Origin of the sequence: Sporolactobacillus spathodeae, from assembly GCF_016908935.1 — a bacterium.
GTDB classification, from domain to species: Bacteria; Bacillota; Bacilli; order Bacillales; family Sporolactobacillaceae; genus Sporolactobacillus; species Sporolactobacillus spathodeae.
This window is the reverse complement of sequence record NZ_JAFBEV010000009.1, coordinates 16,048-41,259: the sequence shown is the minus strand read 5'-3', so window position 1 is coordinate 41,259 and position 25,212 is coordinate 16,048. Positions and strand designations below refer to the sequence as shown.

21 protein-coding genes, 1 pseudogene and 1 riboswitch are annotated in these 25,212 nt (G+C 42.0%); of the genes and pseudogenes, 17 read left to right on the top strand and 5 right to left on the bottom strand.

The features are described 5' to 3' along the window. Nucleotides 1-5: 5 nt before the first annotated feature. The 11 genes from JOC27_RS06325 to JOC27_RS06275 all read left to right on the top strand — a co-directional run bounded on the left by JOC27_RS06325 (nucleotide 6) and on the right by JOC27_RS06275 (nucleotide 12,094). A complete protein-coding gene (locus tag JOC27_RS06325; RefSeq protein WP_205006252.1) occupies nucleotides 6-1,478 on the top strand; it encodes a spore germination protein in 1,473 nt (490 codons plus the stop codon). Between the two features lie 60 nt (nucleotides 1,479-1,538). Further along, nucleotides 1,539-1,725: riboswitch (Lysine riboswitch) on the top strand. A 125-nt stretch (nucleotides 1,726-1,850) separates the two neighbouring features. Continuing rightward, nucleotides 1,851-3,182 (top strand): diaminopimelate decarboxylase, encoded by a 1,332-nt coding sequence (gene lysA, locus JOC27_RS06320; RefSeq protein WP_205006167.1) that lies wholly within the window; start codon nucleotides 1,851-1,853, stop codon nucleotides 3,180-3,182. A gap of 238 nt (nucleotides 3,183-3,420) precedes the next feature. Next, the gene (locus tag JOC27_RS06315) at nucleotides 3,421-3,798 is read left to right on the top strand and encodes a GNAT family N-acetyltransferase (RefSeq protein WP_205006166.1); all 378 of its coding nucleotides are present in this window, start codon (nucleotides 3,421-3,423) and stop codon (nucleotides 3,796-3,798) included. A 503-nt stretch (nucleotides 3,799-4,301) separates the two neighbouring features. Next, nucleotides 4,302-5,090, top strand: coding sequence for a segregation/condensation protein A (locus JOC27_RS06310; protein WP_205006165.1), 789 nt, complete (start codon nucleotides 4,302-4,304; stop codon nucleotides 5,088-5,090). Beyond that, nucleotides 5,068-5,694, top strand: a complete 627-nt coding sequence (gene scpB / locus JOC27_RS06305; RefSeq protein WP_239529974.1) for an SMC-Scp complex subunit ScpB — start codon at nucleotides 5,068-5,070, stop codon at nucleotides 5,692-5,694. The genes JOC27_RS06310 and scpB overlap by 23 nt, the downstream gene beginning before the upstream one ends. A gap of 132 nt (nucleotides 5,695-5,826) precedes the next feature. After that, on the top strand, nucleotides 5,827-6,966 hold the full coding sequence (locus JOC27_RS06300; RefSeq protein WP_239529950.1) for a D-alanyl-D-alanine carboxypeptidase family protein: 1,140 nt from the start codon (nucleotides 5,827-5,829) through the stop codon (nucleotides 6,964-6,966). Next, a complete protein-coding gene (locus JOC27_RS06295; protein WP_205006162.1) occupies nucleotides 6,963-7,562 on the top strand; it encodes a nucleoside recognition domain-containing protein in 600 nt (199 codons plus the stop codon). Before JOC27_RS06300 ends, JOC27_RS06295 begins: the two co-directional genes overlap by 4 nt. Continuing rightward, complete coding sequence (locus JOC27_RS06290; protein ID WP_205006161.1) at nucleotides 7,559-8,092, top strand: spore maturation protein; 534 nt, start codon at nucleotides 7,559-7,561, stop codon at nucleotides 8,090-8,092. Before JOC27_RS06295 ends, JOC27_RS06290 begins: the two co-directional genes overlap by 4 nt. A gap of 243 nt (nucleotides 8,093-8,335) precedes the next feature. Further along, nucleotides 8,336-9,067, top strand: coding sequence for a pseudouridine synthase (locus JOC27_RS06285; protein ID WP_205006160.1), 732 nt, complete (start codon nucleotides 8,336-8,338; stop codon nucleotides 9,065-9,067). A 496-nt stretch (nucleotides 9,068-9,563) separates the two neighbouring features. After that, entirely contained in the window at nucleotides 9,564-10,286 is a 723-nt protein-coding gene (locus JOC27_RS06280) for a response regulator transcription factor (protein ID WP_205006159.1), read from the top strand. Continuing rightward, nucleotides 10,283-12,094, top strand: a complete 1,812-nt coding sequence (locus tag JOC27_RS06275; protein WP_205006158.1) for an ATP-binding protein — start codon at nucleotides 10,283-10,285, stop codon at nucleotides 12,092-12,094. The genes JOC27_RS06280 and JOC27_RS06275 overlap by 4 nt, the downstream gene beginning before the upstream one ends. A 154-nt stretch (nucleotides 12,095-12,248) precedes the next feature. On the opposite strand, the gene JOC27_RS06270 is transcribed toward JOC27_RS06275, so the two are convergent. Further along, a complete protein-coding gene (locus tag JOC27_RS06270; RefSeq protein WP_205006157.1) occupies nucleotides 12,249-12,485 on the bottom strand; it encodes a ferredoxin in 237 nt (78 codons plus the stop codon). A 188-nt stretch (nucleotides 12,486-12,673) separates the two neighbouring features. Between JOC27_RS06270 and JOC27_RS13600 the strand changes: the two genes are divergently transcribed. The 3 genes from JOC27_RS13600 (at nucleotide 12,674) to JOC27_RS06255 (ending at nucleotide 15,852) form a co-directional block, all read left to right on the top strand. Next, on the top strand, nucleotides 12,674-13,750 hold the full coding sequence (locus tag JOC27_RS13600; RefSeq protein ID WP_205006156.1) for a helix-turn-helix domain-containing protein: 1,077 nt from the start codon (nucleotides 12,674-12,676) through the stop codon (nucleotides 13,748-13,750). Further along, nucleotides 13,743-15,317, top strand: coding sequence for a RecQ family ATP-dependent DNA helicase (locus JOC27_RS06260; protein WP_205006155.1), 1,575 nt, complete (start codon nucleotides 13,743-13,745; stop codon nucleotides 15,315-15,317). Before JOC27_RS13600 ends, JOC27_RS06260 begins: the two co-directional genes overlap by 8 nt. 88 nt (nucleotides 15,318-15,405) lie before the next feature. Beyond that, on the top strand, nucleotides 15,406-15,852 hold the full coding sequence (locus tag JOC27_RS06255) for a DUF2663 family protein (protein WP_205006154.1): 447 nt from the start codon (nucleotides 15,406-15,408) through the stop codon (nucleotides 15,850-15,852). Between the two features lie 433 nt (nucleotides 15,853-16,285). Here JOC27_RS06255 and JOC27_RS06250 read toward each other — a convergent pair. Further along, nucleotides 16,286-16,633 (bottom strand): annotated as a pseudogene (locus JOC27_RS06250) (manganese catalase family protein); the annotation flags it as partial. A gap of 79 nt (nucleotides 16,634-16,712) precedes the next feature. Between JOC27_RS06250 and JOC27_RS06245 the strand changes: the two are divergent. The 3 genes from JOC27_RS06245 (at nucleotide 16,713) to JOC27_RS06235 (ending at nucleotide 21,243) form a co-directional block, all read left to right on the top strand. Continuing rightward, nucleotides 16,713-18,260: a recombinase family protein gene (locus tag JOC27_RS06245; protein WP_010024368.1), complete on the top strand. Its 1,548-nt coding sequence runs from the start codon at nucleotides 16,713-16,715 to the stop codon at nucleotides 18,258-18,260. 819 nt (nucleotides 18,261-19,079) lie between these two features. Next, nucleotides 19,080-19,742 (top strand): hypothetical protein, encoded by a 663-nt coding sequence (locus tag JOC27_RS06240; RefSeq protein ID WP_010027864.1) that lies wholly within the window; start codon nucleotides 19,080-19,082, stop codon nucleotides 19,740-19,742. A 607-nt stretch (nucleotides 19,743-20,349) separates the two neighbouring features. Beyond that, nucleotides 20,350-21,243 (top strand): hypothetical protein, encoded by an 894-nt coding sequence (locus tag JOC27_RS06235; protein ID WP_010027198.1) that lies wholly within the window; start codon nucleotides 20,350-20,352, stop codon nucleotides 21,241-21,243. On the opposite strand, the gene JOC27_RS06230 is transcribed toward JOC27_RS06235, so the two are convergent. The 3 genes from JOC27_RS06230 to JOC27_RS06220 form a co-directional block, all read right to left on the bottom strand. Continuing rightward, on the bottom strand, nucleotides 21,220-22,764 hold the full coding sequence (locus tag JOC27_RS06230; RefSeq protein ID WP_010027196.1) for an HsdM family class I SAM-dependent methyltransferase: 1,545 nt from the start codon (nucleotides 22,762-22,764) through the stop codon (nucleotides 21,220-21,222). The two genes, JOC27_RS06235 and JOC27_RS06230, sit on opposite strands and share 24 nt — an antisense overlap. 140 nt (nucleotides 22,765-22,904) lie before the next feature. After that, on the bottom strand, nucleotides 22,905-23,459 hold the full coding sequence (locus JOC27_RS06225) for a recombinase family protein (protein WP_010027195.1): 555 nt from the start codon (nucleotides 23,457-23,459) through the stop codon (nucleotides 22,905-22,907). A 1,311-nt stretch (nucleotides 23,460-24,770) separates the two neighbouring features. Beyond that, nucleotides 24,771-25,121, bottom strand: coding sequence for a hypothetical protein (locus tag JOC27_RS06220; RefSeq protein ID WP_010024465.1), 351 nt, complete (start codon nucleotides 25,119-25,121; stop codon nucleotides 24,771-24,773). Nucleotides 25,122-25,212: the final 91 nt, after the last annotated feature.

Here is a 25,212-nt window from a genome sequence, read left to right as displayed (position 1 = left end):
TGCCGATGCTCGCAGAAGATACGCCAATAAGCAAAAAATTGAAAGAAAATGAGGATCAGTTACAGACGCTGCTTGATATCGGCCCGCATAATTTCGATCTAGGTACGCGGGATTTGCTGATCCTTGATCGTCAGTGCAGAATTTATTATACCAATAGCTTGACTGATGGAATGATTGTAACGTTGCTCATAACCGAATTGTTGCGTCTCGTTCATGAGATGACACAGGACAACCACACCTTCGAGCACATAAAACAGCATTTGGTCCATTATCAGGTAGAGGAAGGACAGACGCTGAACATAATTGTCGATAAAATGCTCACTGGTCGGGTTGCCCTGCTCATCGATGGCGAAGACAAAGCGTTGATTATCGATTTGCGTCATTATCCGGGTCGTGCACCTCAAGAACCTGATGTTGAAAAAGTGGTTCGCGGCGCGAAAGATGGGTTTACGGAAAATATAATTGAAAGTTCAGGTCTGATTCGACGACGCCTTCGTGATCCGAGACTGCGCTGTGAATTGATTCAAATCGGTGAACGGTCGAAGACGGATGTTTGTCTCTGCTATTTAAAAGATGTGGCAAATCCAGGTTTATTGAAAACCCTGCGCAAAGAGCTTGGTTCGATTAAGGTTGACGGTATCCCAATGGCAGATAATGCTTTGGAAGAATTTATTTTACAGCAGGGATGGAATCCTTATCCACTTGTCCGTTTCACGGGACGACCGGACGTTGCGGCGTCGCATCTGCTTGAAGGACATGTGATTCTGATCACCGATACATCCCCGAGCATTATGATTCTGCCGACCACCCTTTTCCACCATCTCCAACATGTTGAGGAGTATCGACAAGTGACAGCCTCCGGCGGGATGCTGCGTTGGACACGTTTTCTCGCCGTTTTTGCATCAGTTTTTCTCGTCCCTCTCTGGCTACTGCTTGTTCAGCAGCATTTGCTTCCGACCGGACTTGGTTTTATTGGGCCCAATAACCATAATTATCACCTGCCGCTACTGATTCAGGTATTGATTGCCGAGGCGGGTATCGAAACACTACGTCTTGCGGCGATCCATACGCCGACCTCACTATCCACGGCACTCGGCTTGATTGCTGCTGTTTTAATTGGCCAGATCGCGATTCAGGTTGGTGTCTTTATCCCTGAGGTGATTCTGTACACATCTGTATCGGCAATCGGTGGTTTTGCCACGCCGAGTTATGAACTGCAACTCGCTAATAAATTGACTCGGCTTTTTCTGATCTTGGCGGCGGGGCTCTTCCACGTTCCAGGTTTTATGATTGCTGTTACATTTGTGATCATCTACCTGTCTCATGTGACCAATTTAAATACGCCCTATTTATGGCCATTTATTCCGTTTAACCCGACGGGACTATATAATATTTTGATTCGACGCGCCCTACCGACATCGGTACTGCGACCGAGTATTGTCCGCCCGCTCGACAAATATCGACAACCGAAAACATAATGAATCTTGTCAATGGCTACTAATCGTGTTAAACTGAACTAAATTTAACAGACATCCTTTGAGCAGATAAGAGGAGCAAGGCGAATTATTAAGAAATGGGAGTCCGGAAGACGAGGATCATTTCTGAAAGGTCAACTTGCCGAAGTCGCTGTCTTTCCAAAGACAGTAGCTGGGTTGCGGGCGAACAGCTCGCAGACTGTCACTGCATGCGAATACTATTGGTACGCAGTGGAGCACTTTTCGGGCGCATGGTGTACGTTTCTAGGCCTGTGTCTCCTGACGCAGGCCTTTTGCTTATCCGTGTTCGTTAAAATGGCGTCCAGGACGTTCTGGAAAGGGTCGCATAGATGCCAAGGTGAATGGAAGGGGAGATTGTTTTTGTTCGGCACGCAGATAGTGAATAATGAAGGCCATTTGATGATTGGCGGTTGCGACACCGTTGATCTGGCCAATGAATTCGGCACGCCACTCTATATCTATGACACAGCGCTAATTAAAGAAAAAATTGAGGAATTTAAAGCTGCATTTTCTCGGCACAAAGAAATTGACTGGCAAATTGCTTATGCGAGCAAAGCCTTCTCCACTCTTGCCATGGTTCAACTGATTGATGAAGCAGGCTTGGCACTTGATGTTGTTTCCGGAGGCGAACTTTATACCGCGCTGCATGCTGGGATGCCCGCATCGCGGATTCATTTTCACGGAAATAATAAATCGGACAGTGAATTGCGTCTCGCACTTGATGCGGCGGTTGGCGCTATCGTCGTCGATAATTTCTACGAACTCGATCGATTGAATCAGCTTTGTGCTGAGCGACGTCAATCGATGGATATTCTGCTTCGTGTGACACCGGGCGTCGAAGCACATACACATGAATTTATTATGACCGGTCACGATGATACGAAATTTGGCTTCAATCTTGATAATGGGATGGCGGAGCAGGCCATCCGTCTCGCACTTGAATCGAGTTATCTGATTTTAAAGGGACTTCATTGCCATATTGGTTCACAGATATTTGAAACCGAAGGATTTGCTGAAGCGATCCGGACCATTTATAAATATTTGGATAGATGGTCGGCACAGCTTGGCTTTTCTCCGCGTATTCTGAATGTGGGCGGCGGATTCGGTATTCATTATACAGAGTTGGATCATCCACTGCCAATTGCGGACTATATTGACACGATCGTTGCCACAGTGCGCGAAGAATGTGACAACCGTGCCTTGCCGCTGCCGGCTATTTGGGTTGAGCCTGGTCGTTCTCTTGTTGGAGAAGCAGGCACAACGCTGTACACGGCTGGTGCGACTAAAGAAATTCCAGGGACACGCACCTATTTATCTGTTGATGGAGGAATGGCTGATAACATCAGACCGTCGCTTTATCAAGCGGACTACCAAGCAATTTGTGCCAGCCGTGCGAATTTGCCGGCGGATAAAATACTCGCGATTGCTGGAAAGTGTTGTGAAACCGGTGATATTCTGATTAAACAGGCACATTTGCCAGCGGGCTGCACAAGCGGCGATATTCTGGCTGTTCTTTCGACAGGGGCATATGGCTATTCGATGGCCAGTCATTATAATCGATTGCCGGCGCCCGCAGTCGTTTTCGTCGAGGACGGCGATGCCTCGCTCGTTGTACGCAGGGAAACATATGCTGATATCATCCGTCTAGACGTGCCGCTTCAGGTAAAAACACATAATGATAACTGAGGATGCACAAATGATTCGATTTGGTTATAATATAATTATCGGTATATATTTTGGAGATATCGCGGGACAGAGCTCGGAAGATAGAGCCTGGCAAAGCACTGAGAGACACGAGGCCAGCGTCGAATAAAGCGGCATGCTTCTTATCTGATGCTGAATTCTCTAAGAGCAATCGGCTGTGCGATGCTTTTTTGAACAGTAATTATTTATTGACGGTATCTCCTGCAATGAGGGGTAGAAAATGCTGATTCGTTATAAAAAAAGCTATGAAAAGATAGCTATGGGTTTGTTGTCGTTCATTCCATCTGAGAAAGAAATCAAGACTGTTTTTCAAACGATCAGGAGATATGAAGAAGACAATGACTGGCAGTTGTTCTTATGGAAGAACGGCGAAGATGTTATCGGAGTTATCGGCATTCATTTAAGCGACACGCAACATGCGACGATTAGCCATATCAGTGTCAATCCTTCATACCGCGAAGAAGGAATCGGTAAGAAAATGATTCTTTCGCTCCATGATCTTTTGGGTAATTCAGTGAGCATCGCGCCAAGTGAGAAAATAAAAGATTATTTTGAGAATTGTTTTCGGGATAGGGAAAAAGAAGAAACAGGCAAATGAGCCTGTTTTTTTTTTGAAAGATAAGAAAGCATTAAGTTTTTCGTACAAAAATGCAGCAAAGGTACGCTTTCGCTCTTGCGGGAAAAGCGAGCTAAGTGAGACTTCGCAGATTCTAGCTTGTCTGAGGAGACGCGCGGCGCCCGCTGCAAGCGAGCAGCCGAAGCGCAATTGTTAAAAAAAGACTTGGCGTAGCCAAGTTTACCTTATAGATAAGCACAAAAAATACGGTTATGCTGAAGCATTTGATAGAGGTCGGGGCTCGGCATCGCCGATTTTTTTACGTTAATAATGGGCGGGCCAGCGAGTCCCCGCAGATCCATTGCCAGTCTAAGGAGGCTCGCGGCGCGCCCGCGGCAAGTGAGCAGCCGAACCGCATTTGGAACGGCTAAGCTCATATTTAAATGGCGCTCAAAGAAAGACATCTTTGAACGCAGACCTATTCGGAACATGCGTTCTATGATAGAATGAGTGCACAAAGTTTCTGAAATCAGGGGAGAAAAGATTTGGAATATAACGTTAAAATAGATGCTTTTGAGGGTCCTCTTGATTTGCTTTTGCACTTGATCAAGCAATTTGAAATCGATATTTACGATATTCCAGTTTCGGAGATTACGGATCAATACCTTGACTTTATTCATCAAATGCAGCGATTAGAATTAAATGTGGCGAGCGAGTACTTGGTAATGGCTGCAACATTGATTGCTATGAAAAGCCGAATGCTGCTGCCGAAACCGGAAATTCTTGACGATTTGTCGGATGAACCTTATGAAGATCCTGAGGACACTCGCCAGGCGCTCATGCGTCAGCTCATTGATTATAAACAATTTAAGGAAGTTGCTGATTCGCTGCGCGTGGATGAGTCACGCCGCCTGCTGTTACTTGCAAAACCCGCCGATGATTTGACCGACTATGAAACTCAGAATTTATCTTATCTGCCAACTGAGAATCGAGCGACGGTCTATGACATGATGCGCGCACTTGAACGAATGATTGCTCGAAGAAAACTCCAGCAGCCGCTCAGTACGAAAATTGACAAGCAGGTTCTGCCGATCACGAAGCAGATGACCGTTCTGGTGCAAGCGTTGCGCGCGTCCGCCAATCCGATCAGTTTTTGCCAATTGGCTGAGCATTACGATAGGATCCATCTTGTCGTGACGTTCCTTGCTATTTTGGAACTCATGAAGAAAAAAGCGATTATTTGCAGGCAGGACAGCAATTTCTCCGACATTCTGATACAACTTGGGGAGGAGGCTGATCATTTTGACACCGATGAAGAAACGTTCGATTATTGAAGGTTTGCTCTACTTGACAGGAGAAGAAGGAATTGATCTCAATCAGCTGGAGAAGATTCTCCCTGACACATCTGCGCAAGAACTGCGCCGTTTAGTTGAATCAATGAAACAGGATTATTTAGATAACAATGCATCTGGCTTAATGATTACCGATAAACCGGACGGCTATCGGCTGACAACAAAGCCGGAACTCATTCCTTATATTGAGAAAATGGCATCCATTCCAAAAGCGACACCGCTCTCGCAGGCGGCATTGGAGACCGTTGCCATCATTGCTTATAAACAACCAGTGTCGCGGGTAACGATCGATGAAATTCGCGGCGTCAAATCGGAACGTGCGTTGCATACGCTGTTATTAAAAGGATTGATCAAAGAAGTTGGACGGGCAGAGGGTGCCGGAAGGGCGATACTGTACGGTGTGACATCACTTTTTCTTGACTATTTCGGCTTTCATTCACTTAATGAGATGCCGCCGCTATTCGAAGCGGCCAGTCAGCCCAATGAGCAGTTGGATGCTTATGATTTGTTCTATGATAAATACAAAGAGACCGTTGAGAATTTGAAAAGAACTGAAAATAAGGATGAACAGATCGTTTCAGAGTAAAAAAACAGACGATCTGCCATGGGTTTGACAATATGGAAGTAGAAGCGTACATGTAGGCAATCCATTCATAATCCCAGGAATCGGGCATAAGCTTGTATAAAAGTCCAGAACTTGGGAAGGAGCTGCATGAACATGCTGAACAAGGCGGTCGCCGTGATTCTCTGTGCGATCTTTTTCTTTTCGCTCGCTCCGGGACATGCCCTCGGCAATACACCAGGCGTATCGGCGGCGTCAGCTGTGCTGCTAGACCAATCGTCAGGGCGTCTGCTTTTTGGAAAGGACGCGAATGATAAGCGACCGATCGCCAGCATTACTAAGGTGATGACAGCGATCCTCGCTATTGAATCGGGAAAACTAAACAAGACTGTACGGGTTAGCGCCAATGCAGTCCGGACTGAAGGGTCCTCTATTTATTTAAAACCCGGAGAAAAGATTAAGCTTCGCGACCTCATTTACGGACTAATGCTACGCTCCGGGAATGATGCGTCGCTTGCCATAGCTGAAGCAGTCGGCAAAAGTGAGCAAGGCTTTGTTTTCCTGATGAATGAAAAGGCAAAAGAAATCGGAATGATGGACACACATTTTACAAATCCGAACGGATTGGAGAATCCGGATCATTATTCGACTGCTTACGATATGGCGCTTCTCACACGCTACGCCATGCAGCAGCCGATCTTCCGTAAAATTGTCGCAACACGGATCTATCGCGCGCAAGCGACCAATAGATCGGCGGCGCGCGTCTGGGGGAATAAGAATAAGTTACTGCGTCTGTACAAATACACGACGGGCGGGAAAACCGGTTTTACAAAAGCAGCTGGTCGGACGCTAATCTCAACTGCTACAAAAGGCCATATGGATCTGATCGCTGTGACACTTAATGACGGTGATGATTGGCGTGATCATCAAAGCCTTTTTGATTGGGGATTTAAGACGTTCACAGAAGTACAAGTGGTCCGGAAAGGACAATTGCATGCGAACACCGCCCCTTTTTATCAAGACAGGCTTTATATCAAACACTCGCTTTCCCTGCCGCTTGCTCAGGACGAAAAGCGGTCAGTGGAAAAAAAGCTCATACTTATCCATCCCAAAAATCAAAAAGGATGGCAGCCTCCTCAACCTGCTGGAAGACTGTTTCTAATCCTTGACAGAAAAACATTGACATCAGTGCCAGTCTATTTTCAAGAAAAGCAGAAAAAAAAGTCTGGTTTTTGGTCGATCGTCCAAGGTGTATTTGGCTTCTTGGTTTCGGGTGGGGAGTGTGGGTCTGTATGATTAATATTATTTGGGTTGTGCTCTTTCTCATTGGACTCATGTATGCTGCGTTCAATGGAACGATGGATGCAGTCAATCAAGCGATCTTTGAATCAGCCGCTTATGCCGTTACAATTTGTATCGGTCTGATTAGTGTGATGATCTTCTGGCTCGGCCTAATGAAAGTTGCTGAACGTTCTGGACTACTAGACTGGCTGGCTCGATTTTTCAAACCACTGATTCGACCAATATTTCCAGAGATACCTCCGGACCACCCGGCGATGGGTTATATTCTTTCAAATATGATTGCGAATTTATTCGGTCTTGGGAATGCAGCGACACCAATGGGGATTAAAGCGATGGAGGAGTTGAAGCAACTGAATGGCGGGCGAAATAGTCCCAGTCGGTCGATGATAACACTCCTAGCCTTGAATACATCGGGTTTGACGTTGATTCCAACAACTGTTATCGCCATCCGGATGCAAAACAAATCGATTGCGCCAACGGAGATCGTTGGCCCGACACTGCTTGCCACTTTATGTACAACCCTTGCTGCGTTAATTATCGATCGCTTGTTCTACTATCAGCGAAGGAGAAAGGAACGGAAAAACAAATGACAGCGATGACAACTCTGTCTGTTTGGATGGTTCCCATCCTGATCGCAATCATTCTGCTTCATGCCTCCTACAAAAAAATTCCGTCCTATGAAATCTTTGTCGCTGGCGGCAAAGAAGGAATTAAGCTTGCCGTTTCGATCATGCCATTTCTGGTCGGCATGCTGACGGCGATCGGCGTTTTTCGGGCTTCGGGTGCAATGGATGGGTTGGCGAATTTGCTGCGTCCGTTACTTTCTTTTGTCGGCATGCCGCCGGAAGTTGTTCCGCTTGCGATTTTGCGTCCGATCTCCGGCAATGGTGCACTCGGTCTGATGTCGGAACTTATCAAGACCTATGGTCCCGACAGTTATATTGGTCGGCTCGCTTCTGTGATGCAGGGAAGTACAGATACAACCTTCTATGTTGTTACCGTTTACTTTGGTGCTGTTGGAATTCGCCGAATTGGCGATGCACTTAAAGTCGGCCTGCTTGCAGACGCTGTTGGTGTTTGCTGCGCTGTCGCAATTGTTACGATGATTTTTGGAAAATAAAGGGGATATTTTTTAAGCGATAAGAAAGTTTTTCGCACAAAAATGCAGCGAGGTGCGCTGGCGCCTTACAGGATAGCGTCCAGACTGGCTACAGACTTTTTAGCTGTCCCAGGAAGGCTTGCGGCAAGCGAGCGCCCGAAGCGTATTGCTACAAAAAAGCTTTGGCTAAGCCTATATTTTTGGAAATTGACTTCAACTTGTTTTAGAAAGTATAGCAAGGTATGATAGCTTAGAGGTGAGTTCATGGAACGATTGCAGAAAGTAATGGCTCAGGCCGGCGTCGCGTCAAGAAGAAAGGCCGAGCGCCTGATTCAAGAAGGCCACGTTGAAGTGAATGGTGTCCTTGTGACTGAATTAGGGACCAAAGTGGCGGCAGATGATAAAATACGCGTTGATGGGGTTCCGATCGACCGAGAACAGCTTGTTTATTATTTATTTTACAAACCGGTCGGCGTTATTTCATCAGTGACTGATGATCGGAAGCGGACTACGGTTGTGGACTTTTTTCGACATGTTTCTGAACGGATTTTTCCTGTTGGACGTCTCGACTATGATACTTCTGGGGCGATTCTCCTGACCAATGATGGGGAATTGGCGCATAAATTGATGCATCCCAGTTTTGAAATCGATAAAACATACATAGCACGTGTCAACCCGATACCTACGAGTGACCAATTGCGTCAGCTCTCAAGCGGACTTAAGTTAGATGATGGCATGACAGCCAAAGCAATTGTGCGTCTGATTGCAGCTGACAAAGAAAAAAACTCGGCATCGGTACAGCTGACCATTCATGAAGGACGAAATCGGCAGGTCCGCCGGATGTTCTCGGCTCTCCACCTTCATGTTCGCAAACTGAAAAGAGAGCGCTATGGCTTTCTTAGCTTAAACGGTTTGCATCCAGGGGACAGCAGAAAACTGAAGCCCCACGAAATTAAAACGCTTTACCATCTCGTTGCAAAAAAAACAGCAGAATAATTCATTAAAGATTGCAGATTCGATCAAGGGAAGCCGAGGAAGAAAGTAATTATAGCCAAGTGAAAAAAATAATGGATGTTTTTTTTGCTAAGATTGTTTAAAATAATACTTAGTATTGACACAAATAACCCGAATTGTCTTTCTGTATGAATCGGACCATTGGAGTTAATTCGTTTTCTTTATGCTACGAATCGTTTTTTTCGATAAAGCTATGTTTCAATTTAATGTTGTTTTCTGATCAAAAGGCAAGAAATGATTAAAAACAACAACAGATTTTAACAAAGCCTTCGATAAAGAAAATGAACGGCGAGGCCATGCAAGCGCTGTTTGTTCCTGCACCGGATTGGTCAGCAGAATACAGTCTTCAAGAATCGTATGTCTAGCCGAATGGGGAAAGCTCACGCACTGCATGAATTATTGGCTTGAGAACCACCTGGAGTCAGACATGGCATACGGGAGAGATTAGGATGGGTCAGGCTGAAAGGAAGGATCAGCAATGGAAGAGAAAAAAACGGCAATTTTAGTGGTTGATGATGAAGAACGTATTCGTAAACTGCTAAAGATGTATCTTGAAAGAGAAAATTATCAAATTGATGAAGCGGAAGATGGGGAAACAGCCCTTCAGCTTGGTCTAGAAAACGATTATGAGCTGATTCTGCTTGATTTGATGCTGCCCGGAATGGACGGCATTGAGGTTTGTCAGAAATTAAGGGAAACGAAAGCGACACCTGTGATTATGCTGACGGCAAAAGGTGAAGAAGCGAACCGTGTGCAAGGCTTTGAGGTTGGGACAGATGACTATATTGTCAAACCGTTTAGTCCGCGCGAAGTTGTTTTGCGCGTTAAGGCCTTGCTGCGCCGTTCGTCAAAAACAAAGTTTCTTGAAACAGAAACATCGGCTAAGAATGTTATTGTTTTTCCACACTTGATCATTGATCATGACGCGCATCGCGTGAAAGTGGATAACCATGAAGTCAGCTTGACGCCGAAAGAATATGAATTGTTGTATTATCTGGCACAAAACCCGGACAAGGTTTTCTCTAGAGAACAGCTTCTTAAAGATGTCTGGAATTATGAATTTTTCGGCGACCTTCGAACAGTTGATACTCATGTCAAACGGCTGCGCGAAAAATTGAACCGCGTTTCCGAAGAAGCAGCTGAAATGATTGTTACTGTTTGGGGCGTCGGTTATAAAATTGAGGTCGAGACCGAGGCATGATCATTCGAAGTGTTGTCACCAAGCTATGGGCAACAATCATTACCTTGGTTACACTCGTGCTCGTTTTCTTGACCTTTCTATTGCTTCAATTTTTTGAAAATAATAATCTGCAGCAGACGGAGTTGCAGATGGAAAAAATTGGGCAGAAGGCCGCGCAATTGATCGAGACTGGCCATGGGAACCGCGAATCCTTGGCTTCCGTTTCTGATATTACCGCTGTGTATAGCTGCGGAAGTTCTGTTTTCCTTGGCGACAAATACCAGCAACTGGGATCAGGAAGCCACCTTCCGAAACTAGGCCGCCGATTTTTCGAGACAGATCCAAATTTAAAAAAGGTGTTTGTCGGCGGAAAAATGATGGAAAGGCACGGTGTTTTTACGTGGTCGCCCAATTCGGAACGCCAGATACGGCTGATGATTGTCGGTGTTCCAGTCCGATTGAGTTCGGGTAAGACTGGTGCCGTTTATGTTTATCAATCGTTGCAAATTGCTCAGACAGCTATGGATCGTTCGAAACGGTTGATTTACATTAGTGCGGGAATTGCCATTATACTAACTACGTTTTTCGCATTCTTTCTTTCTACTCGGATCGGACTACCCCTGCGAAAAATGCGCAGTGCTGCACTGCAGGTTGCCCGTGGTAATTTTGATGTGAATGTTCCGGTGATTACAACAGACGAAGTTGGTGAACTTGCCATCGCCTTTAATAAAATGCGAAAAGAATTAAAGGCAAGTGTCACCGCCTTAAAGCAGGAGAAAGAGCAGTTGGCCGGAATTATCGATAATATGGCCGACGGTGTGCTCTTGCTCGATGAATCGTCGGAGATCGTTGCCAGCAATCCGCCAGCAATCCATTTTCTCAAGTCATGGTCGTTTGAGCAAAACGAGGATCGCGAGAATTGGAAAATGACACCCAAAGTCATTCAAGAATGGATAGAAAAGATGACGTTTCAGTCGAAGCAAACGGTTCATGAAATCTCGCTGCAAGGTCATTTTTGGGTCATTATTTTGACTCCGCTGTTCGATCAGAAAAAAATCCGCGGGGCCGTCGCAGTGCTCCGTGATATGACTGAAGAGCGTCATCTGGATCAAATGAAAAAGGGGTTTGTCGCCAATGTCAGCCATGAACTGCGGACACCTATTTCGATGATTCAAGGTTATAGTGAAGCAATCATAGATGATATTGCTCAAACAGACGCAGAGAAGAAAGAAATGGCAAAGATCGTGCTCGATGAGTCGAAACGTCTTGGGCGTCTGGTTAGTGAACTTCTTGATTTGGCTAAATTGGAAGCGGGACACTTTCAATTGAATAAACGAAGCACGGCTTTGGATGATTTCTTCCACCATGCAGTTCGCAAATTCGATAATCTGGCTCAGAATGAAGCCGTTCAACTGACGCTTCGCTGTGATCTACCGGCGGATGCCCACTTTGTGCTTGATCCAGATCGTATTGAGCAGGTGCTAACAAATTTGATTGATAACGCATTGCGGCATACACCGACAAAAGGTGAAGTCGTTGTTGCTGTCCGCATGTTGCCAGATGCTTTGCGCATTCGTATTCGCGACACCGGAACGGGAATCGATGAAGAAGATCTACCGTTTGTTTTTGAGCGCTTTTACAAAGCGGATAAGGCAAGAACACGTGGCAAAGCGGGCACTGGGCTTGGCCTTGCAATCGCCAAGCATATTGTTGAAGCACACGGCGGAGAAATCAGTGTGCACAGTAAGAAAAATAATGGAACGACTTTTGAATTCACGCTTCCTAAAATTGTTGAAAAAGATTGGGACTATTCTGAGAAACTGTCTTAGATGGTTTCTGATTCCAAAGAAGAAAAAGCGAATGGAGATTCAATTGATTGAGTCTCCATTCGCTTTTCAATTTTTATAGAATGGGCGGCAAGTTCAATGGCCCATGACGCATCACATTGTAGCAAACATCCTTTGTTGCCAACGACTCACAGGCTCAAACGGACTTTTCAAAAGGCGTGTCACTGATTTGTACCGATTCGGTGGGACAACCATCATAAGCATCCATCATATCTTCAAGCAACTCATCAGGAACTTCAGTAATCCCCTGATTATTATCTAACAGCGAATAGGCGATCCCATCATCATTGTAATCATAGAGATCAGGCGCGGATGCGGAACATGCACCGCACGCAATGCATGTTTCCAGATCAATATGGGTATATTTTGCCATTTAATTCTTCCTCTCCAAATAAATCTATGTGTTCCCCAGCTTACTTATATGTGAAACACTTCTCTAGTTTAAGAAAAATACAGTTTTTTTTCAATTGATGCGTTGTCTTTTTTTGTCATACCTTGCTGTTTTGTGAGGAAGAAAGTATACAATGAAGAGAGGAAAACGGAGAACAGGGGGAAAAGCGTGTGTCGTATTCATTATTTCTTTTACTCCATATGATTCGACAATTTAAAGGGGAGCGTACGCTCTCCGGTATCTATCATGTGCTTCGCGGAAAGCAATCCGCGCAACCCGTTCAAGACAGTTATCTTTTTGCTGTTCGCCCATTTTTTCATACATTAGCAGGACTTTCTAGAGAGGAATTCAATCGACTGACGAATAAACTGGAGGAAAAGGGATGGATTGAATCTTGTTCTAAGGATCAGGCGCAATTTAGGCTCACAGCAATAGGCGAGAAAAGTTATTTGTTAGGAAAAGAACACTACGCTTTCCCGAAAGGTCTGCGCTATACAGAAGCAATCCACGGAGAACGGCTTTTTTGGCTGAGAGTTCAGCTCTTGGTTCAGACCTTATCTGGTCTGCTGCACCAAGATTCTGCATTTCTAACCGTGACGCGCGATCCATCGGCAACTGAGAAAGTACGTGGCTATCTGATCGAACAGACGGAGCCTATAGCATCTATTGCCAGACGTGTGAAAACGCAGCTTGCAGCTGTTTGGCAGTTGATGGATCAACAAGCGGCCGATCTGCTTGCCGGTCAGCTGACAGGGAGCGGCATCAGCGGACGAACACTTGAACAGTTTGCGGTGCAATTCAATCTTGAATCGATTGAGGTGCATCTTGCGGCAAAATCAGCGCTCCGGACCATGATTCATCTAATCGTGCAACAACCCGAGCTTGCGCCTGATCTCCGCAACCTTCTTGATGAAAACGAGGATAACCTGACACGATCAGCGCAAGAGACGCGTCAATTAATGAAAACGGGACGGTCGATAGAGCAACTGGCTTCAATCCGCAGATTGGCTATCAGCACGATCCAGGATCATTTGGTTGAAATGGCGCTTAAAATTCGTCACTTTGATTGTTCACCCTATGTATCGCAAGAACAGGAACACCGGATACGTGAGATAGTACGTCGGTTGAAAACCCGCCAATTGAAGCCTCTTAAAGCGAGGCTTGGCGAGCAGGCAACATATTTCCAAATTCGTTTAATTCTAGCAAAGACGTCAATGGAAGAAAGGGGGGAGATAACGAATGTTTGAAGAACGACCGTCTGAGCGCCGAGAACAGGCGGTGCATGAGCAATTGCTGCGTATTTTGCGCGAACGTTTTGGCTATCAGCATTTCCGCACGGGTCAGGAAGAAATCCTATCTGCGCTTTGTCAGGGGAGCGATGTTTTTTCGATGATGCCAACCGGAAGCGGCAAATCACTTTGTTACCAATTGCCTGGTTACTTGTTTAAAGGTCTCGTACTTGTTGTATCACCACTACTCGCGTTAATGGAGGACCAGGTGTTATCGATTCGAAAGCTCGGCGAGAAGAAAGTGCGCGCATTGAATAGCCTCGTTCATCCGCACGAAAAGCAGCGCATTCTTCAATCGCTCAGTCGTCTCCGTTTTCTTTTTATATCACCAGAAATGCTACGGAAATCTGATGTCATCCGAGCGCTAGAGGGAATTCAGATTTCACTCTTTGTCATTGATGAAGCACATTGCGTCTCCCAATGGGGCTATGATTTTCGACCGGATTACCTCCATTTGCTGGAGGTTCGTCGGCGGATCGGCAATCCGCAATGTTTAGCGCTAACAGCGACAGCCGGTCAGCAGATACGTGCTGATATTCTTGCACGCCTCGGGCTTTCGCAAGCGCGTCAGTTTATTTATAGCGCCGATCGTCCGAACATCGCGATCGACATTCGTGAGACCGGATCGAACCAGGAGAAAATCAGCGATTTGCTGCGGCTACTGCGGCAGGTAGAACTTCCAGCCATTATCTATTGCGCGAGCCGGGATTGGAGCGAACGGCTCGCGCGTGTGATTCTTGAACAAGCGGGTTTGACTTCGGCTTTTTATCATGGAGGAATGGAAACTGATGATCGGATGAAGATCCAGAATCAGTTTCTTCAAGGTGACTTGCCAATTCTTTGCTGCACAAACGCGTTCGGCATGGGGGTGAATCTGCCCAACGTCCGTCTTGTTGTTCATTTTCACTATCCATCGAGCATTCACGCGTATCTACAGGAAATAGGACGTGCCGGAAGAGACGGCGAGCAAAGTTTGGCGGTACTCTATCATACAGCATCCGACGATCAGATGCCGGAACGTTTGATAGAAAATAACTACCCTTCTGATGCACGACTGGTCCGCACATTGTATGACTTGGATCAGGGTGCTCTTTCTGTGGATAAAGAGACGGCTTTTTCTGCGGCACTCCTTGAAAAGGGAGAAAACGAAACAGCGGTTCGTTTTTTATTGGACCAAGTGAAGGGGAAAAAGGAAAGCGCAACCTATCGATCATTGCTTGAGTCATGCCGTCAAACAATCGCTAAAAGACGGGGCAGAAAATTGGCGGAATTAGCTGAGATGCGAGCCTGGCTCACCACCAACGGCTGTCGGCGGCGAGCCTACCTTCGGCTCTATGATGAAACATTGACCAATCAGCCACAGTGGTGCTGCGATCATTGTGGCTTATCCGACGAATTATTTCAGAAACGTAAGCAGAATCAGCAAAGCCTACCTGTTCTTCACTGGCGTGATCGATTAGAAATGCTTTTAGCTGTTGAAACGCCCGCTGCATCCTCGGCAAGCGAGCACAACGCAAATGAATGAAGATGTTTAACAAGTTATTTATGCAGTACAGGTTTGTCCTAAATTTCTGCCCAAAGGCATAAGTATAGACCGATGGGAGGGAGAACACATGTCGCTAGAACAGATGAGGGACGACCAAGCAATCACTGCGCTGGGCTACGCGATTTTTCAGGAATTGCGCAAACGAAAGAAGGAGGAAGATCGAACAAAGAAAAAAGCAAAACGAGCCGGATACCTCCTAATAGCGTTCAGCATCTGTCTCGTTACCGATCTTTTTTTCTTTCAGACCCAAAGGCTGATGTCTATTGAACAGCTGCATCTCCTTCTCAGTGACCCGCTGATTGTTCTTTTATCGCTACTTGCGCTTCTGACATGGTTTGCTTACCAGAAGTTTCAGAAAGACGCAGATGACGCAGAAGATGATTTTGATGATTTGCGTGAAGAAGCAATAAAACGATCATGGGAAATCTGGGCAAAAGAACTCGATGGCACCGCGAGAGCTGCAGCCATGAATTATTTACTCGAAAAAGAGGATATCAATCTTTATTACAAATAGCTATGTTTAAATCATTGGCTTTGTTAAAATCTGTTGTTGTTGTTCTTAATCATTTATTGCCGTTTGTTCGCTTGCCGCGGGCGCTACCCTCGAGCCTGTCGAATAGGCAGTAACCTGCGGAGTCTCGCTGGCACGCTGTTCCCACAGGCGTCTCACACATGCCTTTTGATCAGAAAACAACATTAAATTGAAACATAGCTAAATCATTAAAAACAATATACAAATAAAAGTAAAAAACTTGGCGAAGCCAAGTCCTTGCGACGTAAGCTGTGTCTCAATTTTTTTTTCCTTCATTCCACTGAGATCTTAAACATTCTGAACATATGGAAAAAACACATCTCAACCGCAGTTTGTCTGCTGAGACGTGTTTCGTTCATTGGCTGCAAGAGCGCCTTGTGCACCTATCAAAAAATGTTCATTTCTTGCGAGCTTGTCAGAATACCTTCTTACTTGCCTGATCCTCTTTAATTAATTCCACTGCTTCACGAAATCGCTGTGAATGAATAATTTCACGTTCGCGTAAATATCCGAGTGAGTCGTTGATCAATGGATCATCTGAAACGTTAATGATCCATTGATACGTCGCCCTTGCCTTTTCCTCAGCAGCGATATCTTCATATAAGTCGGCAATCGGGTCGCCTTTAGCTTGAATTGGCATTCTAAAGGTTTCACCAGCAGCATTTTCATAATAGAGCGCTTTTCCATGGCCGACATAGTGTGCGCCGAGTCCCGCTGCTTTCATTTGTTCAGCTGTCAGATCTTTTGTCAATTTATAGACCAAAACTATATTGCAACCATTGGTTAATCATGTTAAAATACAGACACATCAAGAATTTATCAAGTTTCGGTGGTGAATGACTTTGAATAAGACTATTATGGATAACATAAAAAAAGTTGCTATTTACAGTAGGAAAAGCAGGGACGATGAGACTGAGAAGGCTTTAAAACAACAATTAGAAACACAAATTGAAAAATGTGAACAAAATAATTGGGAATATGATGTTTATAAAGAAGTTGGTTCGTCTCAGGATAAACATAGACCTCAATACACTAAAATGGTGAACAGAATTCAAAAATATGACTATGACGCAGTAGTGTGTACAGACCAAGACAGAATAACTCGTTCACAGGGCGGATTTGAAGAATTTCAAGCATTATTACAGGAATATAATGTATTACTTATAACAGATAAAAAGCCATTTGACTATAACAATGATGGTGATGCCTTTGAGGGTACTATTTATGCCTTTGTTGCCAAAATGGAATATATGCAAACAAAGAAAAGGCTAATAAGGGGTAAAAGAGATTCAGCTAGAAAAGGTAATTGGGCTGGGGGAAAGACCCCTGTGGGTTATAGCTATGACCATAGTACAAAAAGGCTTGTACCTGATGAAAATGCCCCTATAATCGAAAGAATTTATTGGTTATATCTGTCAGGTAAGTCCTCTACAGAAATAGAACGAATATTTGACTTAGAGGGGATATTAACGCCATCTGATTCAAAATGGGATAAGGCTAGAATTTCTGCAGTATTAGCTAATCCTGTTTATAAGGGTACGGCTATCTATGGTAGAACAAAAGTATCAAAGATTCATAAAAAACCTTGTGGAAAGCCTAAACAACTAAAGGCTTTAAAGGATGAACAAATAATTAGAGAAAATGCACATAAACCCATCATATCACCTGTGAAATGGGAAAAGGTAAAAGAAATTAGAGAAAGCAGGGCGACTAAGCCGCCAGCGTCTAGAATAGGGAAGGTTATTTTCACAGGCTTAATTAAATGCGGTTTATGCGGAAGAACACATAGCTTTCAAAGAAGAAAAGGGCAAGAACTTCGAATTACATCTTGTCAAACAAGGCATTATTCTGATGATGGAAGTTATACTGTCTGCAAAAACAAAGGTGTAAGACTAGACTTGTTTGAAAAGGTATTCTATGCCAATTTTAGTCAATTTGTTAACAGATTAGAACTGTACTTAGAGGATATAAAGAAAAACATAAGGCAAGACAGTACTAATCCTGCTGATGAAAAAACTATCCTAAAAGCAAACATTAAAAAGATTGCCGCTAGTATCAAAAGGGTGCAAAGAGGTTTCGTAGCGGAAATATACACAGAGGATGAGGCACAAAAGGAAATTAGGCAGTTAAAAACTCAAAAACAAAATTTGGAAAAACAAATAGAAAGATTAGATAGACAATCGAGAAGTGAAAAGATTGGTGAATTGCGGGGGACAGTAAACAAATTAAAATGTCTGCTAAATGGTACATCAGACCTAGAGACAAAGGAAATCAATTATTTGTTAACCACACTGATTGACCATATTGAATATACAAGGGTCGGTGACCATAAGGCAGAAATTAACATTAAAATACATTACAAAGGACAAACAGAGAAGAAGGAAAGCTAACTTCTCTGTTTTTGTTTTGGTGTGTTGATGGGAAAATAGAACATGCCGCTGTAAGGCTATGACAGGCCTTATAGAAGGCTATGCTGTCCATGTGCGGAAAAGGATACATAGTTAGTGGCGGAGTTGCTGTACTAGGGCGGCATAGGGTTTTTATGGGCATCTGTCAAACGTGGGGCAATAAGAGAAAAAAGGCCATAAAAATAGCCCCTAGACAGTCAGAAATGACCGCTAGGGAAATGGCAAAAAATTAAATGACGATAAGGAACTTACTAACGTCTTTCATTCCGCTAACGCTTCATGAAAGTATTTTAAAAGTAATTATCTGTTCTTTATTCTGTGGACAGGATTCTTTAGAATTATCTTTAACTGTCTTTTATATATCGTGAGGAACTTTAGTTCCGAACTGGCGAAGCCATATCTTTTATCTTTATTACTGTTATCAGGGTAGTTATCTTTAAGTATCATTCTTCTACAGTAATATGTGTGTCAGCGGCCTCGGATTACATGCCCGCAAACAGGCTAATTTTTACCAAACGCTAGAACCCCACAGCCACAAGGGCTACAAAATTGTCGGACTTTTTCAGACAGCCTGACTGAATCCGCTGTGATTAAGTCTGTCCCTCATTATAGGACTTTTAAAAGTTAAAGGTAGTACCATATGTGATTATTAAATTGTGATTATTAAAATCTGTGAACCCTTGATACATGAGGCTTTCTATAGTATGTTAATCACAGGTACTTTAATTAAATAAAGACCCTTGATATATAAGAATTTTGGGAAAGGGTTAATCACAATTTGAAGCAAAGGGGATGAGAATTGTGAAATTTTCTTTATTGGACAATGGGGTTGATTCGTTAAAAACTGCCCACAATGATTTAAATGAATTTAATAATTTAGCTGAAGGTGGGCATTATTTAATTAAAAATGCGACTATTTTTTTAAGTCACGGAATTGAATTATTGCTGAAATTCATTTTAAAAGAAAATAGCCAATCATTTATGTTTGAAAACATAAAAATGTATATGAATGCTAAAGAAAGGCTAAGCAAGGATAAAAATGGTGCAAAAACTGTTTTTGATGTAGAACCTAAGCTAAGAACTGTATGCCTGACAGACGCACTTAAAAGAATTGAGTATTTATGTGATATAGAACTGCCTACAAGATTTACAGATACCGTTTTACATGTTAATAAAATTCGTAATAATATTATGCATTACGCTATCGAATTGGATGAACAAGAGACTGATACACTTATAAAACATTTAAAGGTCTGTTATGATGAAGCGGTTGACTTTTTTTGTATGCACATTGAGGATTTAGAGGGTATGATAGATGAACCACGTTTTGAACTTTCTTATGAAGAGTATGAAGAACAACTAAAGGAAGAGTACGGAGAAAATTATGCCGAAATGCAAAGGGAGGATGCTTTATTGGATTTAATGGAAATGGGGTATGAGGATAAAGGCGAAGGAAGATGGTAAACGCTGCTGTTGTATAATTTTGAAATAAAAATCAAAGAATTCAGGAACTAATGTCTGTGTTTTTTTGTGCATAGAACTGCCTCACCGCCCTCTATACGTGCCACCCTGCCAAACTTTTTTATACACAGCCCAGTGGTGTCGAGTGATTTCACTTTACATGTACAATAGCTATTTGTTGCCGCTGTAGGAATGCATAAGTACCAGCTTCTAGCCTAGTAAGTGCCAGTTTCAAAAAATTAGAAACAAAAAAAGGACTCAATTTACAGAGTCACAGAAAAGTGATATTTTTTGATATAAAGAAATAATAGCCCTTCCCTTGAAAGACATGTAACAGGCTTTCAGGAATAGATTCTTAAAAATAGTGCCATTTACGGAGTTGTGTGATTTAGAATTTTTTTCCGCCTTAGTATGGATGTCCTAACATCATCTGAAATATCTCTGAAATCATTATCTTTAGTCCTTGCTAGATAAGGAAAAATAGCTTTACATATTTATTTATCCTTAAAAAGTTTAAGGATAAATGTCCATAAATAGATAATGATGGTAGATTATGTTATTATTTATCTGTTTAAATATCATCAATATATTTTATAAGGGGAAATCTCTTTTGAAATTTGAAAATTTGAGTCATTCAAAAGAAGAACTATTGGGTTTATTCAGGTCAGAGTGCGAGGAGATTTTTAGAAATGCAGGTAGTGATAACTCTACAATAAAGAAAATAAATTCTAAAGTTAAACAGATTACTAAAAATTTAGTTCAGCCAGTTGTTAATAACACTGAACATACTAATTTGGAACGACTTGACAAGATTTTAATGATTCACTACTGTTCATATATTGTAATGATTGAGTTCAGAAATCGTATCAGACCCTATGAATATATGGATTTTACACGAAGAATTGGCGAATTATGGGAACCGTTTTGTAAACTCTGTTGGAAATATACTTCTGAGTCAGGAATTGCTGAAGTTATTCCACCGAGTTTTGAAGAGGCAAAATTACAATTATTATCCAAATTGAATGCATTTATTGAAACGACATCTTTGACAGCCGAGGAAAAAAAGGAATTAAATAGATACTTAGATTTAATGTGGGAACTAGTAGCTTCAGGTGAGATTCAATTAAAATGTGATTTGCACTTTGAAAAAGATGGTATCAAATACAATATTGATTATAAAAGCGGATTTAATTCAAACGAAAAAGGAAATACAAATAGATTGTTAATGGTAGGTAGTATTTTTAAAAAACTCAATCCAAATTATGTGAACATAATATTAGTTAGGGCTGAAGAAAATGAAAATAATCACTATCTTCAAACCCTAAAGAATTCTAATCTATGGGATGTTTATTGTGGCCATGAAACTTACGATAAAATTGAAGAATTAGCTGGTTATCCACTTAAAGATTGGATTGAACACAACATTGATTGGAAAAACGATTTAGATAATTACACTCTTGATTATTTGGCGGAAAATAATTTAACTCAATATCTCCGCTGGTGATTCAGCAGATTCATATAAGTTTTTAAAAATCTGATTGATTTCAGTTTGAATTTCTGTATTTATAGTATTAGTTTGTTTTATATTGTTAATCATCTGCTTAACTAAGTCAAGAACATGATTAAAGTCTTTTTCAGAATCAGGAAGTACAATAGGAATTTTTTTTAAGTAATTTGCAGAATTATTTGCCGTATGGTTAATTGTTTGAATTATTGTATTTACTTCATCCGAGTTCAACAAGGCAAGGAGATAGTATAAATACTTTTCTTCTTTTGGGAATATTCCAACTACAGATTGGTCAAAGACTTGATTGTTTATCAAATTTGCCTTGACTTTACTGGATTTAACCATTGGTACAGCAATACCTTTTTTAAAATAATACTTTGAATTTTGAAAACGTGCCTTTTTGTCTGTTTTATAATGATGAACTGCTTCTTCCCCCCAGTCAATATACCATTCGTTTTTTCTGGAGTACATGTCTGCATTTCCTTTGGTTACAGGAATAAAATGTTTTTCGCTTTTGATACCATTAAGCAGGTTGTTGTATTGAAGAAAGTCGTATTCGATTAGATTTTTATCTACAATATTGCATTTTGTTGGATTTCTAACCTCTGAATTTAATGCCTTAAAATAGGCCTTGTTATTTCCAGTGTAAATGCCTGTTACACAGTATGCTAAATCTTCTAATGTTAATTGAGGATTGTTAATAAGATTTCTAGTTTTGTTATCGGCACGAATTAAAAATGCCATATCAATGGATTCGTAGACCTCTTTTTGAGATATGTTAATTATTTTGTATTTTTCAAGCCTTTCATTATTGGTTATGTCTTCAATATCGGTGACCTTTTTTAATCCGCTAATTATCCTTATAACATTTGAGAGGTTTGATTCTTCGGTAACCTTTTCAACTGTTATGATTGTAAGATTAGAGTATCCAAAATTAACACCGGGAAAAAACTTTGAGGGTATCATTAGAATTTCATGAATTTTTGTATTTAGTAATAGATATTCTCTTAGATTGTTATGCATATGAAGGTTCATAAAAGTATCAGGAATGATAAAGGTCAACTTACCGTTTTCTTTTAGTAAGGAAATGCACCGTAACAAAAATAATGTATATGTTTCTTTTACGTAGAAGCCTGGGTAGAGATTCTTTAGATTTGCACGTTTTTCGTAATCTTGCCACGCACCATATGGAGGATTCCCAATAATCCTATCATAAAAGCCGCCCATAAATACCTTCATATCAAGGTCAGTATCAAGTAAGGTGTCCGATTCGATAACGTTAACATTTTCGAAACTGCGATACTTATCACTCATAACATTCACTGCTTTGGGATTTAGGTCATAAGCAGTAATATTAGTATTAGGATGCTTCCTAAGCAAAGCGTCGATAAAAACACCATCACCAGCGGATGGTTCGAGTACTAAATGGTTTTCAGTAAAGTCCAGCTTTTTAACCATATATTTAGTTATGTACTCAGATTTAGTGTAATAAGAACTATATAAATTTTTATTAGGCACTTAAATTCTCCCTTTCTTTACTTATGAATAGCTTATGTTCATCATAAGTTAAACATAAGCCTGTGTCAATGATAGTCTTTGGTTTGTTCACCCATTTATTTGAAGACAGTTGAGTAAGTAAATATCATTTTAATTGGAGTTTAATTATAACTATTTCTCTTCTCTCTAATCAGGGTACTTTTTGAAATTCCTGTCATATTCTCCACTTCTTTATAAGAACGGTTGTCTAACAACCCTAAAGCGTGTTCTATTTGTTTCTTAGAATACTTTTTTGGCCGCCCTTCTCTAAAGTCGCCCCGCTGTTTAGCAATGGCCTTACCTTCTTGTGTGCGTTCTACAATCATATCTCGTTCAAATTCTGCAAAGGAACTCATGATATTAAAGATAAGCCGTCCTGTCGAGGTATTCTCTATGATGCCCATGTTTAGCACATGAACTTTGACCCCTTTTTCAAATAGGGTTTTTATGGTCTTTATAGCATCCCCTGTAGAACGTGCAAAGCGGTCTAGTTTGGTTATTACTAAGGTGTCACCGTCTTTAAGCATAGAAAGCAGTTTTTTAAATTCGGGGCGGTCTGTCTTTGTGCCTGTGAACTTCTCAGAATAAATCTTTTCACATCCTTCTTTCTCTAATGTCTGTAATTGTGCCTTTAAATCTTGTTGAACTGTGCTTACCCTTGCATATCCATATTTCATTATGTATAGCCCCTTTTTGTATATTATTTATGACACTAAGTAATGACACCACCCGATACCCTGATATTACAAGACTTTTAAATCGGTGTCAATACTTTTAAGTTATGACTCTCGATAGTGTACACAATTGACAGCCAGCAATAGACAAAGGCGGGGCAGGGGTTCAGCCACTACCATAATTCACTGTCAAAAAGTGACGGGGTAAACAAGGCACATAGCCCACACTGCTACACAAGCATAGCACGGGTAAAGAGAAAGGAAGAGATTCCACAGGACAGCCACAGAGGGCGGCAGAGGGACAGGCAACGGGCATCGGCAAGGGAACGGAAGAGACAGCCGCAGGACAGCACAGAGGCCGTACAGGACAGGCCACAGAGAGACTACAGCAAAGAGGCAATAAAGCAATGACTGAATAAGAGATAAAGCAATGAAAGAGAGGACAGCGGCGGCAGAGAAGGACAGAGATAGCGGCGGGAAGGTGCCGGATTGAATGAGGCTGAAGGGTATATAGGGGGGACGGGGGGTGTCTATGGGGGCGGTCTGATGGTTGCAAAATATACACCGCAGTTTCTAAACTGTTTGGTAACGCTATCATTGCATATATCCTCTAGACTTATGCCCTCAGTTGCAATGAAATGTCTATCAGCGTAGTTCTAACCCGATTCAATGCAACACAGCGGCAATATAGGGGGGCAGGAACTGCGTCAACCAAGGGTGGTTAAGGATTTCGCCATTTTAATTTGTTTGAAGTCTAAGAAAAAATTTTTGCAAAATCTTGGAAACCTGCTTTGGCACAAAAACAGAGATTTGTTAATCACAAGTAAAGGCACTGCCAACTGTGATGAAATAAGAACTAATAACAATCACTTTAATAATAAAAAGATACTGTGACAGTAATCAATAATTCTAGTAAGGAAATTAAGTATAATTTTGATAAATCTTTTTTGTACAAAAAAATAAGGCTAAGGCTTTTCACCTTAACCCTTAATAAGCCCTAGCCGCTTACACTCTTTTATTTTGTCTGCCCTTGTCACGTCTGCCAGCTGTTCACATTTCTCATCTAGGTATAACTTTTTCCGTTCACCGATAATGTACCAGTGTACTGTATTAGGAATGGTTTTCTGCCAATACACAGAACCGTCTGCAAACATAACCTTGCAATTCTTAGCATTTTCTAAGGTGTGATAAAAGATTGCCACATTGTTATTTATATTGTAATTCATACTGTATCCCGCCTTTTAGAGAGTATAAAAATAGCCCGCCAGCAATAATGCCAGCGGGTAGAGTATAGGGGAAAATCACAACATTGAGTTATCTGTCATATCTAAGCCCAAGCCTTGCCCGTGTGGCTTGTTGTTTAGCAACCTTCAATAAGTGTTCTTCTCTAATTTTTTCCTTGAGTTCTTCTGCTTCACGTAATTTCTTATTACGTTCTGCTAATGCCTTTCCCACAGCTTCAGTGTCCATATAAGAACTTGGTTTTTGTTCATAGAGAGAAAAGCCGCCACCTGACATTGGTACTATATTTTCATCTCGCCGTAGTTGGTCAACCGCTGTTCCTAATGCCATTCTTACTGTTAACGGGTAGCTTTTAATCTGTTCTAATGCCTGTGCGTCCCCGTTTGCCAATGCCCTAATAAGTTCAGGATTAAATTCCGTCATGGTTTAATTACCTCGCTTTTATGTTTTTCAATTCTTGTCAATACAATCAGTTTAAGTAACAGTATCAGGCCTACAGTGGTCATGTCCTGTA